We start from the raw sequence: 12,567 nt of genomic DNA on the forward strand, positions 1-12,567 counted from the left end.
GAGGGAGGGCAGGGAGCAGACCTCGACCTCGTTCTCCACCATCGTCGTACCCGTAATGATGAGACCGGCGCCACCCTTGGCCCGCTCCACGTAATAGTCCGCGGCACGCTCCGTGTAGGCGCCCTGTTCGTCGCAGAATCCGCCGGGGCCCATCGGCTCCATCACATAGCGGTTCTTAATCTCCAGGTTCTTAATTTTCAGGGGTTCGAATAGAACGCGGTATTTTTCTTCAAGCATCGTCAGGGCCTTCTCTCAGGGCGATTTCGGAAACGGTCGCTTCCTGAAATTCGCGTTAAACTGAGATTGCCACAAACCTATGTTTGTGGCAAACCTACATCGATGCCGGAGGCTGTCCGTGAGCGAGATCGCGACCGAACTCACCCGATTGCTCGGGCCTTTGCGTCGGGAGATGTCCCGGGCGACCCGGGCCGCCGAAGACTTGCCGGACATCCCCGAAGCGCAGATTGAGCTGCTGCGAGTTCTCGTCGCCTCCGGCCCGGTCAATACCCGTGACGCCGCGATCGCTCTCCGCATCGCTCGCCCGACCGTCAGCAACCTCGTGAAAGCCATGACGGCGGCTGGATTGGTTGAGCGCGCCTCGACAGGGGACCTCCGCTCAGCGATACTCGTCGCGACGCCCCACGCGAGGGACATGCTCTACCGGTTCGACCGGACGAGCACGGCGACCGTGGCCGCGGCCATCGACATGCTCTCGCCCGCCGAACAAGACGTTCTGGCGTCCGCGATTCCCGTACTCAACATATTGCGCGATTTGTTTGAACACGCCGCCCGACCGGCCCCGTCGGCTTCCGATGCATCTGGTGACCCACTGAGGACTTGAGCCCGGTCTCAGTTTCGAATCCCGTCGACCCGACCACGAGTCCCGGAAACGCACAGGTCTCCGGGACTCTCTGGCTGTCCGGGTTGTAACCGCGTTCAGCCGAACGGGACGGCGCCGACAAGCACTCCGACGACCAGCATCACAAGCGAGATCACGCAGGCTCGCCAGAGCACTTTCCTGTGGTGGTCGCCGAGGTTGACGCCTGCAAGAGAGACGAGCAGAAGAATGGCCGGTACCAGCGGGCTCTGCAGGTGAACGGGCTGACCGATGATCGAGGCGCGGGCCATCTCGACCGGGGAGATCCCGTAGGTTGCTGCGCTCTCGGCGAGCACGGGAAGAATGCCGAAGTAGAACGCGTCGTTGGACATGAAGAAGGTCATCGGAATGGAGAGCACTCCGGTGATGACCGCGAGGTACTCACCCATCGATGCCGGCACGACCTGGACAACCCAGTCGGCCATCGCCGTGACCATCCCGGTACCGTTCAGCACTCCGACCAGGACGCCCGCGGCGAGCACCATCGAGACGACGCCGACGATGCTGGGCGCGTGCGCGACGATCTCGTCGGCCTGGCTGCGGAGCTTCGGAAAGTTGATCACGAGCGCCACGCCGGTGCCCACCATGAAGATATAAGCCAAGGGCATGACATCGAGCACGAGCAGCACCATGACGGCGACGGTGAGCGCGAGGTTCACCCAAATGAGTCTGGGCCGCAGCGTCGGCCGATCCGCCCGCATCATCGTGTCGGCCATCATCGTGTCGTGATCTTCGGCGTCGAGCACCTTCTGTTCGGCCAGGGCCGTGTGACCCACCGGCACACGCTGGCCCGGCCGCACCGTCACGATACCGGTCGTCGACAGGGTTGCCGCTGCACCCGGACTGACCTCCGTGCCGCGCACGACGCGGTTGCCGCCGAAGAAGCCGCGCCAGAAGCCGGGCGACGCCAGCGGGGCGGCATTCGCCTGCGCAGCCTGTGAGTACTCGAGCGACCCGATGCGCTTGCGTTCGCCGAGCCCGAGGAACCAGGCGAACGCCAGTGCAATGATGACTCCCGTCGCAAGAGACGGCAGCATCGGCACGAAGATGTCGGTCGGCGACACGCCGAGTGCCGAGGCCGCCCGCACGGTGGGGCCACCCCACGGAACGATGTTGAGCGTGCCGTTCATCAGGCCTGCAACGCAGGTGAGTACGACCGGGCTCATGCCCAGACGCAGGTAGATCGGCAGCATCGCTGAGGTCGTGATGATGAAGGTCGTCGACCCGTCGCCGTCGAGCGACACCGCACCGGCCAGGATCGCCGTGCCGAGGACGACCTTGGCCGGGTCGTTGCCGAGGAAGCGGGTGATGAACCGGATGAGGGGATCGAACAGCCCGACATCGATCATGATGCCGAAGAACATGATCGCGAACATGAGGAGCGCCGCCGTCGGGGCCAGGTCCCTGATCGACTCGATGATCATGTCGCCGAGGCCCAGGCCGGCACCGGCGAAGAGGCCGAAGATCGTGGGGACGAGAATGAGGGCGACCATCGGCGTGAGCCGCCTGGTCATGATGAGCACCATGAAGGTGAGGATCATGGTGAATCCGAGGATGACGAGCACATCGACTCCTTTGTCTATGTCTGAATGGTGCAGCCGAGCCAGGCGAATCCCGATCGGCAGTCACTGCCGAGGCGTATGACGAATGGCCTGAAGCTTAGGCAGACCGATGATGAAGCATCCGGTATCTCCCTTTGCTGCACGTATTGCGCATATGGTTGGTTGTGCGCATTCTGCACAATGCGCCGCAAGGGGGCGGAGATGCGGTTCTCGACGCAGATGCTGCTGCTGCAACTCGCCTGCGTGAGCGCGGTCGTCGTGATCTGCACCGGCGTGTTCGTCTGGATCGGCGTGCAACAGCTCCGGGCCGAGGCCGAGGCGTCGGCGCTGTCGATCGCCCGCACGGTCGCCGCCGACTCCGATGTGCGCGAGGGTATCGCCCGCGCTTCTGCAGACGTCGGCACGCCGACGAACGCGGGCCTCCGCGGCGGACCGCTGTCAACCCTCGCCGCGGCGGCAGAAGCCAATACCGGTGCACTGTTCATCGTGATCACCGACGATCACGGAATCCGATTCGCACACCCCGAGCCTCAGCTGCTCGGAGCGGTGGTGAGCACAGAGTTCGCCGAGGCTCTGGCCGGACGCGAGACGGTGTCGTGGGAATCGGGCACCCTCGGCGAGTCAGCTCGCGCAAAAGTTCCTGTCCGCGATCCCACCACCGGCGCGCCGGTGGGTGAGGTGAGCGTTGGATTCGCTCCGAGCAGTGTCTTCAAGGAGCTTCCCCTGCTGCTGGGGGGCGTCGCGCTGGCTGCCGCCGTTGCCCTCGCACTGGGCGCTGTCGTGTCGTTCGTCATTCGCCGCCGCCTCGAGCGACTCACCCTCGGCCTGCAGCCCGAGGAACTGGCCGCGCTGGTCCAGAATCAGGCGGCGGTGCTCGACGGCGTCGGGGACGGAGTGCTCGCATCCGGACCGGACGGCGTCGTGACCGTCGCCAACGCGACGGCCGCGCGATTGCTCGGCATCTCGGACCTGGTCGGACGGCGCATCCGCGACCTCGAATTGCCGGGGCCGGTGGTCGCAGCTCTGGCCGGTGAGCCGAAGCCACCGTCTCGGGGAAAGCGGGGAACGGATGCCGCCGATCCGGTCGTAATCGCCAACCATGTCGTCTACATCGACACTCACGTGGTGTCGCGGGCGAATCGGGACCTGGGCCTGATCGCGGTGATCCGCGACCGCACCGACATCGTGAGTCTCACGGACCGCCTGGAAACCGTGGCGTCGATGACCGACGCACTTCGGGTGCAGCGTCACGAGTTCGCAAACCGCCTGCACGTGACGGCCGGTCTGATGGATGCGGGCCGCGTGTCCGACGCTCGGGGCTACCTCAACGACGTGCTTCAGGCGTCACGCACCCCCGGCGGTCCGTTCGCCGGCGAGCACCTGACCGAGCCCTTCCTGGTGTCGCTGGTGGAAGCCAAGGCCGCTCAGGCCGGTGAGCGTGGAGTCCGCCTGTCGGTGGGTCTGGACTCACTGGTGCGCGGGGTCGTCTCTGCGCCCGAGGATGTGGCCACCGTGCTCGCCAACCTCATTGAGAACGCGGTGAGTGCGGCCGTGTGCGGTCAGCAGCCGGGTTGGGTGGAGGTGGAGCTGCTCGACGACGGCGACACGCTCGTCATGACCGTGGCCGACTCCGGGCAGGGCGTGCCCAACGGGGCACGCGTGTTCAGTGATGTGCGGAGCACGGATCTGGACCCGGACGCGGTGCATGGGCGGGGCATCGGCCTTCCGCTCGTGCGCGAGATCGCGGCGCGCCTCGGCGGAGAGGTGTGGCTGGTCGACGCCGGAGGCCGGGAAGGACACGGTGCCGTGTTCTGCGCCCGGCTGCCCGGGGTTATGGGGGAGCAGGCACGCCCACTACAAGGAGAAGAACAATGACCGATCCGATTTCCGTCCTCGTCGTCGACGACGACTTCCACGTCGGCGGCCTTCATCGCGATATCGTCGATGCGTGTACCGGCTACACCGCTTTTGAGCCGGTTCGGGGAGTGCGGGCCGCGCGCGCGGCGGTGCGGGATTTGTCTCCCGACCTCGTCATCTGCGACGTCTACCTTCCCGACGGCGACGGGATCGCCTTCATTGCGGAGATCGACGTGGACGCGTTCATGATCAGTGCGGCGTCGGATGGCGCCACCGTGCGCCGTGCCCTCCGCGCCGGCGCGCTGGACTACCTCATCAAACCGTTCGAACCCGCGCGGTTGAGCGAACGGCTGGGGGCATATCGCCGGTTCCGCACCCTGGTCGCCGAGGACCGCCAACTCGACCAGGATTCCATCGACAGGGCCCAGCGGGTGCTGCACGGGCGGGATGGTGGAGTCGCGTCGGTGTCGCGGTCCACGACCGAGAAGTTGCTCATCGAACTGCTCCAGGACGGGGAATCGTCCGCAAGCCTGATTGCCGGCCGTGCCGGTCTGTCGCGCGCGACGGCGCAGCGGCACCTTGCCGCCCTGGCAACCCGCGGTGATGTCGACGTGACCCTTCGTTACGGTTCGACCGGTCGCCCCGAGCACCGATACAGCGTTCGACGCTGAGCGTCGGGTTCTCAGGCGCATGCGGCGGGCCCGATGCGACAGGACCGGCGCCGCATGATCTCCCAGGAGGCTCATCGGTTGGCTCGCCGACCCCGAACCGGTAGAGTTCCCCTGAACGTGACACGATCTGAGGAGGTGAGCCCGATGCACACACTGTCCACTCTGGGCGCTCCTTTCGAGTTCACGATCGCGCGACTGACGTAGCCGTCGCGGGGAGCGCTTCGCGCACTCTCAGAAAGCTACGACTATGAATCAACACCGTTTGCACAATGCGGAGCCGATCTCACGCGACGTCTCCCCGCGCCCTTCCCGCACGGCCCTGGTCCTCGGTGGCGGCGGATCGACGGGTAACGCGTGGCTGATCGGGGTCATCGCCGGCCTGTACGAGGCCGGTCTCGACGTGACCGACGCCGATCTCATCATCGGGACCTCGGCCGGAGCGACAGCTGCGGCTCAGTTCACGGGCGCGAACCCCACTGACCTCCTGGCGCCCACCCTGATCGCCGTGCCCGTGCCCGTGTCTGCGCAGCGCACCGCCCCGGCCGGTTCGGACGGCCATCGCGCTCAGGGTGGTCCGGTGACCGATCACCTGGAACGTCGGCGCCGCATCATCGCCGCCGCCGAGGACGCGGCCGACATGCGCCGCAGAATGGGTGCCGTTGCGCTCGACCTGGCTGCGGCATCGGACCCGGCGGTGCAGGCCCGGTGGCGCGCCACCGTCGCCTCGCGCCTGCCCAGCCACGACTGGCCCGAACGAAGGGTGCAGATCACCGCGGTCAATGCGGATACCGGTGCGCCGGTGGTGTTCGACCGGCACAGCGGGGTCGATCTGGTGGACGCCGTGGCCGCCAGCTGTGCCAGTGGCTTCGCCTACGGTATCGGCGGCGGCCGATATATCGACGGCGGTTACCGGTCCAACGCCGAGAATGCCGATCTGGCTGCCGGGTCCGAGCGAGTGCTGGTGCTGTCACCGTTCGGCGGCCGGGCACTGACGCCGGTGGCGTGGGGCCTGCATCTTGCAACCCAGGTCGACGCGCTGCGCGCAGGCGGCAGCCGCGTCGAAACGATCTTCCCCGAGGGCAGCGCCGAATACCTGTTCGGCGCCAGGGCGATGGACGTCTCGTTGCGCCCGTCCGCCGCCCAGGCCGGATTCGACCAAGGCCGGGTCCGTGCGGAGGGGCTTACCGAGTTCTGGCGCTGAAGGAAGCCGCCTCAGGGCTCAGGAGAGCTACGAGGAGCTTGCTTCCTCGTCGGGTCGGGACGAGGCGGGTTGCTGTGTCCAGGCGGGCGGTGTGTCCGTTCCAGCCTTTTCGTCGGCCGCGGCTTCGGCGGCCGTCTTGTGGATATTCCCGGCGGCGTGGTGGACCGGTGCGTAGATGACGTAGAGGTTCATGGGTCCGTCACCGATATTGGTGACGTTGTGCCAGGTGCCCGCGGGGACGAGGATGCACCACCCGTCAGAAACGTCCTGCTCGAAAACGAGGTTGTCTTTCTCCGGCCCCATCTGTGCCCTCCCGGCGCCCGCATCGAGGCGCAGGAACTGGTCGGTGTCGGGGTGCATTTCAAGTCCGATGGATTCTCCGGCAGGGATGCACATCAGGGTGACCTGCAAATACTTGCCGCTCCAGGCCACTGTTCGATAGTTCGTGTTCTCGGTGGTGGCGGTTTCCAGGTCGAAAGAGTCCGGGTGGGGGCCGATGTCGCTGCGAGTCATGGTGGGGGTTCCTTTTTCTCGGGGGCTTACCCCCAGTCTCGTTGAATCGACTGTGGTTGGCTACCGTTCAGAGTCGTCACGGGTATGTGCGCGGAGCTGTGGAGGTTGGACGAACGGTGGGACGCCGCTCCTCCGCCGTCGATGCCCGCGCGTAGGCTGGATCATGGCATCGTGTGCCGCATCACTCACACACACTTCGCTGGTTGCCCCAGACCCTGGCAGCTCCGTTTTTCTCGCAAGTCAAGGGAGCAAAAAATGAATCTCTTTGTCATCGTCGCCATCATCGCGGTTGTCTTGCTTGTGGTGGGTGGTTTCGTTCAAGCCCTCCAGTTCCTGCTCTGGGTTGGTGCTGTCCTCCTGATTATCGCGATCATCGGGTGGGTCCTTCGCGCCGTCAGGGGAAGCAACCGCTGATCCGGGTGACCGACCCGGCCCGCTAGTCGGGCGATCGACCACCCGGAGCAGCTCGCGTCATGTTGCGTCGAGTCGCTCCGGGTGGCCGACGAAGTCGGTGCCCGCCGGGTAGCCTTCCCCGCGGTGAGCACGCAGCCCAGCGCTTGGACCGTCTTACTCAGCCAGGGGACGGGTCACGGGCGAGGGTGCGGGTGTCGCTGATGTAACTGCCTCGACTCGGCGTCACCAGGAGCAGCGGCCGCAGCCGGTTCTGCGACTATGCGCAGGCCGGCCGGCGTGTTGGAAAGGCCGACCAATTGCTCCAACCAGGCCCGGTTCAGGTGCGGTTCCTGACTGCCGGCGAATTCGAATTGGAGCGGTACGGCCGGGTTGAGCCAGATTGAACTGCGACCGCTTCCCGATTCCGGCGACTTCTCCCAGGAGAACGTGAAGCTCTCGCCGCGGCGCAGCTTCGCGATGATCACGACCTTCAGGTGAGCCAGGGTGCGATCGTCAATCTCGACCGACATGGCCGGGGTTCCGTAAATGAATTTACCCACGGGAAACCTCGTGTGATCGGGAGAATGGGAATACATCGACGACAGGGCCGAGGTGAGGGCAACAGCGCTTTGGGGACGATTATTCTGATCATAGGCCGAAGCGGTCGCGGTGCATATTGAGAAACCCCGGTCTTCTCCTGATTCAGGTCGTGGCGCCCTGCCCCAGTCCGCCATCGATGTCCAGGATTGCCCGATTGAAGTCTTCCGCCCCCGTTTCGGCGGCGGGGGACGGCTCGGTCACGGCGACCGGTCTGCTGGTCGGAAAGACCGGAACGGGAAAAAGCTCGCCTTCGTCGCCGGCCGGCAAGTTCTCGGCATCGGCCACCTCGAATTGGCTTGCCGGACCGAACAGGAACGTGTGCGTAGTCGTAGCCCCGTTCGTCTCACGAACGGGTATGTCCACGGTCAGGCTCCCCGCGCCGGGATCCAGGTGCGTCGCGAAATCCAGTAGGGCCGCTGTAACGGCATCACCGGTGACAATGGACCCGCCTGCGTACGTGATGCGCTTCATGACACGAATATAGCGGGGCCGGCGTTGGAATCGTCCTGAACGTGACACGATCTGAGGAGGTGAGCCCGATGTACGCACCGTCCACTCTGCGTGCTCCTTTCGCGTTCGCGATCGCGCGGCTGACGTAGCCGTCGCGGGAAGCGCGCCGAACACCTGCTCGGCGCCGCGAAGCGGTGCGGCTCGAGTTCAACAGTCCATCCTGCGACGAGCCGTTCCAGGGCGTCATCGATCAGGTACTCCGCGTCAACACCATAGTGAGCCGTTCCGAAACCGGTCAAGGCGAGCGCGGTGACCGCTTGCGCGATTCGTTGTGGCTGGGTATCGTACAATCAAATGGTTGTATCAGAACTTTCCGAACAGGATGTGAACCGCCTCTTCCGCGCCCTCGCAGACGCGACGAGGCGGGATATCGTGCGCCGCACGCTGGTCACCGACATCTCGGTGTCGCAGTTGGCGGACTCCTACGAGATGTCCTTCGCGGCCGTCCAGAAACACATTGCCGTGCTGGAGGAGGCCCATCTCGTGACGAAGGCAGCGCGGGGCCGTGAGCGGATGGTACGGGGAAACCTTGATCGCATCCGTCAGGCCCAGCGCCTGCTCGACCACTTCGAGGAGCTCTGGCGTTCGCGCATCGACCGCCTCGACAGCCTGCTCGCGGAAGACTCTCCGGCTACACCTGACACCTAACCGAAAGGATCATCATGCCCGTCACCTCCGTCGAGAAAGACCTCGACCAGCTCACGATCACGATCGTCGCCGACTTCCCTGTGCCCCTCCGCCGGCTCTGGGATGCGTACACGGATCCACGCCAGATCGAACGGTTCTGGGGCCCGCCGACCTATCCGGCCACGTTCTACCGGCACGACGCTCTGACCGGGGGACGCAGCGTGTATGCGATGACCGGGCCGGAGGGCGATACGCACTACGGCTGCTGGGACTGGACCTCGACCGATGCTCCCCACGCGTTTGAAGTGCTTGACAGCTTCTCGGATGCGGCGGGTGTGCCCAACGCCGACCTCCCCACCACCCGAATGGACTTCGCTTTTGAGGAGACGCCCGGCGGCAGTCGCCTGAAGACGACGTCGTACTTCGGCTCCCTCGACCAGATGCAGCAGCTCATCGAGATGGGAATGCTGGAAGGCACCCGCCAGGCGATGGCCCAGATCGACCAGGTGCTGGCCGACCTGGCGTCATACGCCGCCGACCACCTGGCGGAGGCGCAGATCCTCAGCGACACCCAGGTGCGGGTGGCACGGGTGATCCGCGGCACCGTCGACCAGGTGTGGCGGGCCCACAACGATGCCGCGCTCATGAAGCGGTGGCTCCTGGGACCGGACGGTTGGTCGATGCCCGTCTGTGAGATCGCAGCAGCCGTCGGTGACAGCTACCGCTACGAGTGGCAGCGGGACGGCGGAGAGGAGCGATTCGGCTTCACCGGTGAGCTCCTCGAGTCGGTCGAACCGCACCGCGCGGTCACGACCGAGGCGATGATCGGGATGGACTTCCCGGCAACGCTCAACGAGCTGACCCTCACGGAAGTCGAGGGCGGAACCCTGCTCTCACTCGTCATCACCTACGCCAATGCGGAGCAGCGTGACGCGGTGCTTGCTACGGGCATGACCGGCGGAATGGAGACCAGCTACCAGCGCCTCGAGGGGCTGTTGCAGCCGACGCTGGCGTAGCTCCAGCCGTATCAGCCTCGTGCGTCGCCCGTGCACGCGGTTGGTAACGTCGGATCATGGCACTCATCGAGCTGGTCCGAGGCGACATCACGGCGCTGCCCGCGGACGCGATCGTCAACGCGGCGAATCACACGCTGCTCGGGGGCGGGGGAGTGGACGGCGCGATTCACCGGGCCGGAGGCCCGAGCATCCTCGCGGAGTGTCGCCGGTTGCGTGCCACGACGCTGCCGGACGGGCTGCCGACCGGTGCCGCCGTCGCGACTACGGCGGGGCTCCTCCCCGTCCGGTGGGTCATCCACACCGTCGGCCCGATATGGGCGAAGACCCTCGACCAATCGGACCTGCTCGCCTCCTGCTACGTCGAGTCGCTGCGGGTCGCCGACGAACTCGGCGCCCACCACGTGACCTTTCCTGCGGTGAGCGCCGGCGTCTACGGGTGGCCGATGGACGACGCGGCGCGTATCGCCGTCGAGACGGTGGCCGCGAGCTCCACGGCCGTGGATGTCGTCACGTTCGTGCTGTTCAACGCTCACGCGATCGACGCGTTCCGGTCGGCACTCGCCCGGCTGCGCTGAGAAGAGTCGGCGACAGGCCGAGAGCCAGCCGGCACCTCATCCTCGCATCACCGCGGGGAGGGCACTCCGCACGCATCGGCGCCCGATGGGTTCGGCGACTCGGGCCGCCGACTCCCTAGGCTGTACGCATGGCCACAGTCATCCTCGTGCGGCACGGCCGCACCACCGCGAATGCCGACGGACTCCTGGCAGGGCGATCTCTCGGGGTCGGACTCGACGCGATCGGGCGCACCCAGGCCGCGAGCGCCGGCGAGCGGCTCTCCGTCGTGCCTCTGGTCGGCGTGGTCTCGAGCCCCCTGCAGCGATGCCGGGAGACCTCCCGGCTGATCCTCGACCTGCAGGGCGGCATTCCCTCGACTCCCGTTGACGAGGACATCACCGAGTGCGACTACGGCGACTGGCAGGGCCGCACCCTGATCGACCTCGCCCAGGAGCCCCTGTGGCCGGTGGTGCAGGCGCACCCCTCTGCGGTCGTCTTTCCCGGCGGCGAATCGATGGCCGCCATGCAGGCGCGGTCGGTCGCGGCCATCCGGCGCCATGATGCGATCTTCGAAGCCGAGCATGGTCCCGGTGCGGTGTGGGTCGCGGTGAGCCACGGCGACATCATCAAGTCCGTCCTCGCCGACGCACTCGGGATGCACCTGGACCTGTTCCAGCGGATCAACGTCGGACCGGCATCCGTCTCGATCGTGCGCTACGGGCCCCATCGCCCGAGTGTCCACGCCATCAACACCGACGCAGGCGACCTGTCCTGGCTGGCGGCGGCCGGCCCGGTGGCCGATGCGCCGGTCGGCGGTGGGGCCGGCACTGAGCGGCCGCAGGAAACCGGAGCCTAAAATATCCCCATGCCTACAATCCTGTATGAGTTCGACTGGCCGGACCGGGTCGTCGTCGGAACCGTCGGCCGGCCGGGGTCGCGCACGTTCTATCTGCAGGTGCGCAGCGGAACCCAGATCGTCAGCATCGCCATGGAGAAGCAGCAGTCGGCGCTCCTCGCCGACAGCATCGACGAGATCCTCGATCAGCTGATGTCCACAGAGGGGAATCCCTTCAGCGTCCCCACCGCGACACCTGTGGAGCTCGTGGACAACGAACCGCTCGAGCAACCCGTCGAGGAGGATTTCCGCACCGGAACCATGACCCTGGGCTGGGACCCCTCGACCGTGCAGATCGTGATCGAGGCCTTCCCGATCGTGGTGGTCGACGAGGAGGGCCTCGGAGACGACCCCCTCGCCGTCGTCGATGCCGCAACGGCCGACCCCGAGCAGATGCTGTTGCTGCGGATTCCGGTCGGCACGGCCAGGGCCTTCGCGAAGCGCACCCACGAAGTCGTCGGCGCCGGGCGGCCCCTCTGCCCTCTCTGCGGTGACCCCATCGACCCGGACGGGCACGACTGCGTGCTGCGCGACGAGCCCTGATGACGCCGGGCTCCGGCGAGCTCGAGGCCGGCGGGCTTGAACGCGGTGAGCTCGAACTCACGGGCCGCATCACGACCGCCTCGAACGCGACATTCCTCGGCAGCATTGGCGGCGTCCCGGTGGTCTACAAGCCGGTCGCCGGCGAGCATCCGCTCTGGGATTTCCCCGACGGGACCCTCGCGAACCGGGAGGTTGCGGCATACCGGGTCTCCGAGGCCTTCGGGTGGAAGGTCGTACCCCGGACATGGCTTCGTGACGGTCCGATGGGCCCGGGGATGGTGCAGCTGTGGCAGGACGCGGATCCCGAACAGGACGCCGTCGACCTGGTGCCCTGGGAGATCGGGCCGGGCGCTGGCTGGCGCCGCGTCTTCGACGGTCGCGACGAGCAGGACCGGGCGGTCACGCTCGTGCACGAAGACTCGGTCGCGCTGCGCCGGATGGCCGTGTTCGACATCGTCGTCAACAATGCCGACCGCAAGGGCAACCACATTCTCGCCATGCCGGATGGCCACCGGCACGGCGTGGACCACGGGTTGACGTTCCACGTCGAGCACAAGCTGCGCACGGTGCTGTGGGGCTGGCTGGGCGATGCCCTCAGCGCCGAGGAGCTCGACGGGGTCGACCGGGTGCGCGCGGGGCTCGACGGCGACCTCGGTGTCACCCTCGGGGAACTGCTCGACGCGGACGAGCTCGAGGCCCTGGCCGCCCGCTGTGACCGGCTGCGGGCGGCGGGCCGGTTCCCCGCCC

The 12,567-nt window shown here is 66.6% G+C and carries 16 protein-coding genes and 1 pseudogene; 12 read left to right on the plus strand and 5 right to left on the minus strand.

The window, feature by feature from the left end:
* Positions 1-237 (minus strand): annotated as a pseudogene (locus QN357_RS13985) (hypothetical protein); the annotation flags it as partial.
* A gap of 118 nt (positions 238-355) precedes the next feature.
* Here QN357_RS13985 and QN357_RS13990 point away from each other — a divergent pair.
* Complete coding sequence (locus QN357_RS13990; RefSeq protein WP_198413690.1) at positions 356-841, plus strand: MarR family winged helix-turn-helix transcriptional regulator; 486 nt, start codon at positions 356-358, stop codon at positions 839-841.
* 95 nt (positions 842-936) lie between these two features.
* Here the strand turns inward: QN357_RS13990 and QN357_RS13995 are convergent, their stop codons facing one another.
* Positions 937-2,418, minus strand: coding sequence for a CitMHS family transporter (locus tag QN357_RS13995; RefSeq protein ID WP_416172974.1), 1,482 nt, complete (start codon positions 2,416-2,418; stop codon positions 937-939).
* Between the two features lie 99 nt (positions 2,419-2,517).
* Between QN357_RS13995 and QN357_RS14000 the strand changes: the two genes are divergently transcribed.
* The 3 genes from QN357_RS14000 to QN357_RS14010 all read left to right on the plus strand — a co-directional run bounded on the left by QN357_RS14000 (position 2,518) and on the right by QN357_RS14010 (position 6,168).
* Positions 2,518-4,314 carry a sensor histidine kinase gene (locus QN357_RS14000; RefSeq protein ID WP_323505062.1) on the plus strand — a complete coding sequence of 599 codons (1,797 nt, stop codon included), beginning with the start codon at positions 2,518-2,520 and terminating at the stop codon, positions 4,312-4,314.
* On the plus strand, positions 4,311-4,967 hold the full coding sequence (locus QN357_RS14005; RefSeq protein ID WP_134450207.1) for a response regulator: 657 nt from the start codon (positions 4,311-4,313) through the stop codon (positions 4,965-4,967). Before QN357_RS14000 ends, QN357_RS14005 begins: the two co-directional genes overlap by 4 nt.
* Positions 4,968-5,214: 247 nt before the next feature.
* Positions 5,215-6,168: a patatin-like phospholipase family protein gene (locus QN357_RS14010; protein WP_322136092.1), complete on the plus strand. Its 954-nt coding sequence runs from the start codon at positions 5,215-5,217 to the stop codon at positions 6,166-6,168.
* A gap of 27 nt (positions 6,169-6,195) precedes the next feature.
* On the opposite strand, the gene QN357_RS14015 is transcribed toward QN357_RS14010, so the two are convergent.
* Positions 6,196-6,681 (minus strand): cupin domain-containing protein, encoded by a 486-nt coding sequence (locus tag QN357_RS14015; protein WP_134450208.1) that lies wholly within the window; start codon positions 6,679-6,681, stop codon positions 6,196-6,198.
* Between the two features lie 255 nt (positions 6,682-6,936).
* Between QN357_RS14015 and QN357_RS14020 the strand changes: the two genes are divergently transcribed.
* Together QN357_RS14020 and QN357_RS14025 are read left to right on the plus strand one after the other, a co-directional pair.
* Complete coding sequence (locus tag QN357_RS14020) at positions 6,937-7,095, plus strand: hypothetical protein (protein WP_166787437.1); 159 nt, start codon at positions 6,937-6,939, stop codon at positions 7,093-7,095.
* A 33-nt stretch (positions 7,096-7,128) separates the two neighbouring features.
* Positions 7,129-7,296: a macro domain-containing protein gene (locus QN357_RS14025; RefSeq protein ID WP_323505066.1), complete on the plus strand. Its 168-nt coding sequence runs from the start codon at positions 7,129-7,131 to the stop codon at positions 7,294-7,296.
* Here the strand turns inward: QN357_RS14025 and QN357_RS14030 are convergent.
* Positions 7,269-7,808 carry a hypothetical protein gene (locus tag QN357_RS14030; protein WP_322140746.1) on the minus strand — a complete coding sequence of 180 codons (540 nt, stop codon included), beginning with the start codon at positions 7,806-7,808 and terminating at the stop codon, positions 7,269-7,271. The genes QN357_RS14025 and QN357_RS14030 overlap by 28 nt on opposite strands.
* Positions 7,777-8,145 (minus strand): hypothetical protein, encoded by a 369-nt coding sequence (locus QN357_RS14035; protein ID WP_322136090.1) that lies wholly within the window; start codon positions 8,143-8,145, stop codon positions 7,777-7,779. Before QN357_RS14035 ends, QN357_RS14030 begins: the two co-directional genes overlap by 32 nt.
* 333 nt (positions 8,146-8,478) lie before the next feature.
* On the opposite strand from QN357_RS14035, the gene QN357_RS14040 reads away from it, so the two are divergent.
* From QN357_RS14040 to QN357_RS14065, 6 genes are all read left to right on the plus strand, one after another.
* The gene (locus QN357_RS14040) at positions 8,479-8,832 is read left to right on the plus strand and encodes an ArsR/SmtB family transcription factor (protein WP_134450211.1); all 354 of its coding nucleotides are present in this window, start codon (positions 8,479-8,481) and stop codon (positions 8,830-8,832) included.
* 14 nt (positions 8,833-8,846) lie between these two features.
* Positions 8,847-9,827 carry an SRPBCC family protein gene (locus QN357_RS14045; RefSeq protein WP_134558535.1) on the plus strand — a complete coding sequence of 327 codons (981 nt, stop codon included), beginning with the start codon at positions 8,847-8,849 and terminating at the stop codon, positions 9,825-9,827.
* 56 nt (positions 9,828-9,883) lie between these two features.
* Complete coding sequence (locus QN357_RS14050; protein WP_322189611.1) at positions 9,884-10,402, plus strand: O-acetyl-ADP-ribose deacetylase; 519 nt, start codon at positions 9,884-9,886, stop codon at positions 10,400-10,402.
* A 128-nt stretch (positions 10,403-10,530) separates the two neighbouring features.
* A complete protein-coding gene (locus QN357_RS14055) occupies positions 10,531-11,238 on the plus strand; it encodes a histidine phosphatase family protein (protein ID WP_322136089.1) in 708 nt (235 codons plus the stop codon).
* A 9-nt stretch (positions 11,239-11,247) separates the two neighbouring features.
* Entirely contained in the window at positions 11,248-11,820 is a 573-nt protein-coding gene (locus QN357_RS14060) for a DUF3090 domain-containing protein (RefSeq protein WP_322136088.1), read from the plus strand.
* Positions 11,820-12,567 (plus strand): SCO1664 family protein (locus QN357_RS14065; RefSeq protein ID WP_323505065.1); only part of this gene is annotated, 748 nt, incomplete at its 3' end. The genes QN357_RS14060 and QN357_RS14065, both read left to right, overlap by 1 nt.

This window comes from Cryobacterium sp. RTC2.1, from assembly GCF_035018685.1.
Lineage (GTDB): Bacteria > Actinomycetota > Actinomycetes > Actinomycetales > Microbacteriaceae > Cryobacterium > Cryobacterium glucosi.

What these genes read in the sequence shown, in the direction of transcription:
- QN357_RS14035 (WP_322136090.1), bottom strand. Translation starts at nt 8,145, where the DNA reads ATGAAGCGCATCACGTACGCAGGCGGGTCCATTGTCACCGGTGATGCC.
- QN357_RS14055 (WP_322136089.1), top strand. Translation starts at nt 10,531, where the DNA reads ATGGCCACAGTCATCCTCGTGCGGCACGGCCGCACCACCGCGAATGCC.
- QN357_RS13995 (WP_416172974.1), bottom strand. Translation starts at nt 2,418, where the DNA reads ATGATCCTCACCTTCATGGTGCTCATCATGACCAGGCGGCTCACGCCG.
- QN357_RS14000 (WP_323505062.1), top strand. Translation starts at nt 2,518, where the DNA reads ATGACGAATGGCCTGAAGCTTAGGCAGACCGATGATGAAGCATCCGGT.
- QN357_RS14030 (WP_322140746.1), bottom strand. Translation starts at nt 7,808, where the DNA reads ATGGCGGACTGGGGCAGGGCGCCACGACCTGAATCAGGAGAAGACCGG.
- QN357_RS14015 (WP_134450208.1), bottom strand. Translation starts at nt 6,681, where the DNA reads ATGACTCGCAGCGACATCGGCCCCCACCCGGACTCTTTCGACCTGGAA.
- QN357_RS14060 (WP_322136088.1), top strand. Translation starts at nt 11,248, where the DNA reads ATGCCTACAATCCTGTATGAGTTCGACTGGCCGGACCGGGTCGTCGTC.
- QN357_RS14045 (WP_134558535.1), top strand. Translation starts at nt 8,847, where the DNA reads ATGCCCGTCACCTCCGTCGAGAAAGACCTCGACCAGCTCACGATCACG.
- QN357_RS14040 (WP_134450211.1), top strand. Translation starts at nt 8,479, where the DNA reads ATGGTTGTATCAGAACTTTCCGAACAGGATGTGAACCGCCTCTTCCGC.
- QN357_RS14005 (WP_134450207.1), top strand. Translation starts at nt 4,311, where the DNA reads ATGACCGATCCGATTTCCGTCCTCGTCGTCGACGACGACTTCCACGTC.
- QN357_RS14010 (WP_322136092.1), top strand. Translation starts at nt 5,215, where the DNA reads ATGAATCAACACCGTTTGCACAATGCGGAGCCGATCTCACGCGACGTC.
- QN357_RS14050 (WP_322189611.1), top strand. Translation starts at nt 9,884, where the DNA reads ATGGCACTCATCGAGCTGGTCCGAGGCGACATCACGGCGCTGCCCGCG.
- QN357_RS14020 (WP_166787437.1), top strand. Translation starts at nt 6,937, where the DNA reads ATGAATCTCTTTGTCATCGTCGCCATCATCGCGGTTGTCTTGCTTGTG.